This window comes from Faecousia intestinalis, assembly GCF_040096185.1.
Lineage (GTDB): Bacteria > Bacillota > Clostridia > Oscillospirales > Oscillospiraceae > JAZOXB01.
Genome location: NZ_JBBMFF010000113.1, coordinates 1 through 3811 on the forward strand (window position 1 = coordinate 1; position 3811 = coordinate 3811).

Annotated in this window: 3 protein-coding genes and 1 tRNA gene; 3 read left to right on the top strand and 1 reads right to left on the bottom strand. The window is 63.2% G+C overall.

Annotated features, from left to right (window positions below):
• Nucleotides 1-511: 511 nt before the first annotated feature.
• Nucleotides 512-1504, bottom strand: a complete 993-nt coding sequence (spoIID, locus tag WMO66_RS02155; protein WP_349134766.1) for a stage II sporulation protein D — start codon at nt 1502-1504, stop codon at nt 512-514.
• Between the two features lie 93 nt (nt 1505-1597).
• Here spoIID and WMO66_RS02160 point away from each other — a divergent pair, with 93 nt between their 5' ends.
• The 3 genes from WMO66_RS02160 to WMO66_RS02170 all read left to right on the top strand — a co-directional run bounded on the left by WMO66_RS02160 (nt 1598) and on the right by WMO66_RS02170 (nt 3693).
• A complete protein-coding gene (locus WMO66_RS02160) occupies nt 1598-2992 on the top strand; it encodes a citrate synthase (protein ID WP_349134767.1) in 1395 nt (464 codons plus the stop codon).
• 64 nt (nt 2993-3056) lie between these two features.
• A tRNA-Leu gene (locus tag WMO66_RS02165) sits at nt 3057-3144 on the top strand.
• Nucleotides 3145-3285: 141 nt separating this feature from the next.
• Complete coding sequence (locus tag WMO66_RS02170) at nt 3286-3693, top strand: hypothetical protein (protein ID WP_349134768.1); 408 nt, start codon at nt 3286-3288, stop codon at nt 3691-3693.
• The last annotated feature ends 118 nt before the right edge of the window (nt 3694-3811 follow it).

Below are 3811 nucleotides of genomic sequence, written 5' to 3' on the forward strand. Positions count from 1 at the left end.
TCAGTCACCTTCGGTGACAGCTCTCCCAGAGGGAGAGCCAAGGTCGCTTCGCTCCTCGGAATGACACGTCAGGGTGGCCCGGCGGTGGGAACTGTGCATTGCATCGAATTCGCAGTACTTTTGCCGCTTCGCGGACGGGCCCGGCTGTCCGCTCCCCTACAATGGCGCGTGCGGTCGGCGATACTGCCCGGAAATTTACAACTGCCCATGGCGCTCGCTACCCGCAAGGGGCACGCCGCATCCGTAAGGCGGCAAAGCCGCCAACGGCTGCGCAGGGAACGCCGCTACATTTTTCTCTCGCGCAGCCGCCGCCGCTACAGACGCAATCGGTCGGTGCGTTTTTATCGGCACCTTGAACGAACTGGAAGTGCCTTCCCGAGATTGCCACGTCGCTTCGCTCCTCGCAATGACAAATCGGGGGCCATCCTCATTTTAACGGTGACCTGTACAAATCGGCAGCAATGCGCCGGGCGGGGCACGCCCCGCCTCCGCGATTTCCATTCCATAATAATTATTTCTCGCCGTCCAGCGTCAGCCTTCGAATCTCCGTGCCCTGATAGTAGTGCAGCAGGATCTCATCAAAGCGCCTGCCCGCCCGCGCCATGGCCTCCGCGCCGTACTGGCTCAGGCCGACGCGGTGGCCGAAGCCGTGCGTCGTGACCGTCACGCCGTCCTCCTGCGGGGAAAACTCGATGTCCGTCGAGCGCAGGCCGAGCAGGCGGCGCAGCTCCGTACCCGTGAATGATGCGCCGCCCAGCTCCAGCGTCCCGATGCCGCCGCCCTCCGTATAGCGGACGGTCCCGAACCAGGTCTCCGGCGTACCGGAAAGGTCGGCGTCCGGCCGCGCGGGCGTGATGCGGTCCCGGAATTCTTCCGCCGTGAACGTCAGCGTTTCCGTTTCGCGCGGCGCGTCCTCCTCGCCGGGGCTGGGAACGGACTGCAGATATGGAATTTCACCGCCCCAGACGGCCACGGCCGCCTCCGTCCGCCCGCCGGAGCAGGAAAAATACGTCGCGTCGATGAGCTGCCCGTCATAGACGACGGCAAGCCCGTCCGTCTCCGTCACGGCCGCCTCCGCCGCCGCGTGCTCCGGCCACTGCTCTGGGGCGCACCAGCCCTGGCAGCAGGCGGCGCTGGCGCAGACGTCGGCCTCCGCGTGCTTGCCCGCCCCGGCCTGCCGCAGGGCGAATGTCCGCGCGGCACAGGCCTGCGCCTTGAGCGCCTCGGCCGCAAAGCCGGACGGCACCTCCGCCAGCAGCACGCAGACAAGGTAGTCGTGCAGCGTCTGCTCACACACGGCCCCGTCCACAAGCACGCGCAGCGTCACGGCCCCGTCGAACGGCTCGTCCGCAGGCTCTGCGGGCGCGGTCTCCGCCTCCGTCGCGGCGAGCGTCTCGGCCCTCCCGTGCGGCAGGAGCTGCCCCGGCAGCAGCGGCAGCGCCAGCAGCATCACGGCCGCGCCGAGCACGGCGCAGCCAAGGGCGGCGAAAAATTTCCGGATCATAGCTTGCTCCTTTCCCCGCGCTTGACGAAGTCCGCGCAGGCTGGTATAATGTATAGATAAACAGAAAAAGTGGAAAAAATTGAGGTGATCCCTTTGGTTGACGAACGATTTGACGAGCTCCTTCACACTCTATGCGCGGATTACCGCGTTCATAACAACTTGAATCTCGAGGCGCGGACGAACAGCAACATCAAGCGCGGCCTGCGCAACGACGACGGCACCGGCGTCATGGTTGGCTGCACGGCCGTCGGCAATGTCCTCGGCTATACGATCGAGGACGGCGAGCGCGTGCCCATGCCCGGCCGCCTGATCTACCGCGGCTACGACCTGTCCGACCTGGTGGACGGCTACATCCGCGAGCAGCGCTTCGGCTTTCCGGAGGTCGCGTACCTGCTGCTCTTCGGCCACCTGCCCGATCAGGAGCAGTACGACATGTTCAAGCGCCTGCTGCATGATTTTACGGATCTGCCGCAGAATTTTACGGAGGACATGATCCTGAAAAATCCGAGCCACAACGTCATGAACAAGCTCGGACGGTCCGTCCTTGCCCTGTATTCCTGCGACCCGGACCCGGATAGCCTGAGTGTCGAGAATATGATGCGCCAGTCCATCGAGCTCATTGCGCGCTTCCCGGTCATCGCGGCCTATGCCTATGTTGTAAAGCGGCATTATTTTGACAACGACAGCCTCTATCTTCACCGGCCGGAGCCGGAGCTGTCCACGGCGGAGAACTTCCTGCGCATGATCCGCCCGGACAAGCACTTCACCCAAGAGGAGGCGCGGCTGCTCGACCTGTGCCTTGTGTGCCATGCAGAGCACGGCGGCGGCAATAACTCCACGTTCACCTGCCGTTCCGTCTCGTCCACGGGGACGGACACCTATTCCGCCATCGCCGCGGCCGTCGGCTCGCTGAAGGGGCCGAAGCACGGCGGCGCGAACCGGCAGGTGCTGGCGCAGTTCTCCCTCATCAAGCAGACCGTCCGCGACTGGAAGGACGATGACGCCGTAGCTGACTGCGTCGGCCGCATCCTGCGCCGCGAGCTTGGCGACGGCAGCGGTCTCATTTACGGCATGGGCCACGCGGTCTATACCCTGTCCGATCCGCGCACCGTCATCCTGCGGAAGAGCGCCCGCACGCTGGCCGCCCAGCGCGGCATGCTCGACGAGCTGGAGCTGATGGAGGCGGTCGAGCGCGTAACGCCGCGCGTGTTCGCCGAGATCACGGGGCACGAAAAGGTCATGTGCGCCAATGTGGATATGTATTCCGGCCTCATTTATCAGATGCTGGATATCCCGCCTGACCTCTTTACGCCGCTGTTCGCCGTCGCGCGCATCACGGGCTGGTGCGCCCACCGGATGGAGGAGGTCCTCACCGGCGGCCGCCTGTACCGTCCGGCCTACAAGTCGCTCACCCGCCACAGGGAGTATATCCCCATGGCTGCCAGAACATACCGGAAAAATCCGCTTCCCGCCGAAAAAAGGGATTGACAAGCCACCCTCGCCGTGCTATAATATGCGAGCAGTCCGAAATTCCGGACGGAATATATCGTATGCGCGAGTGGTGGAATTGGCAGACTCGCTAGATTCAGGTTCTAGTGTCCACTCCGGACGTGCGGGTTCAAGTCCCGCCTCGCGCACCAAAAACCGGTTGTCCAGCGGACAACCGGTTTTTTCAACAACGCTGCCGGATTTGTGAATGCGCTTCGCGCGAAATGTGCCTGCGGGTGTGCGTGGATTTATTTTATTTTATTTGATTCCATATATAGTTAGGAGGACCCGCCATGAAGAAACGCCTGCCGCTTCTGCTCCTTCCCGTGCTCGCACTGATCCTGGAGGCCCTGCCCTATGGTGCGGTGCTGCAGTTTGGGCGCCCGGCCGCAGCGCCGCTCCGGGAGCTGTACTCCTATTTTGATCTCACGCCGTTCGGCTATGCGAATTTTGCGCCGCTCTTTACGGCACTTGGCACCTGTGTCCTGCTGGTCCTGCTGGCGCTGTACGCCGGGACCGGAAAGCGGGGACTTGCCGCCGCAGCGCGGATCGCAGCGGGCGTCTGCGCCCTCGTCTCGCTCGGTCCGCTCCTGCTGGGCATCCGGAATTATTCCGTTACCGGTGCGCTCATCACGGCCTCCCTGCTGGCGGAATGCCTCTGGCTGTGCCGCGTATGGAGACCGAAGAAAGAAAACCCCTAATACTGATTCCTGATTAAAACATTTAATCAGGAATCCCGTGTGCTACGCACACTCGCATCGTGCTGACGCACGCTGCGCCGTCTCATGCAGAATCTGACGCGCCCTCGGCGCTATAAAA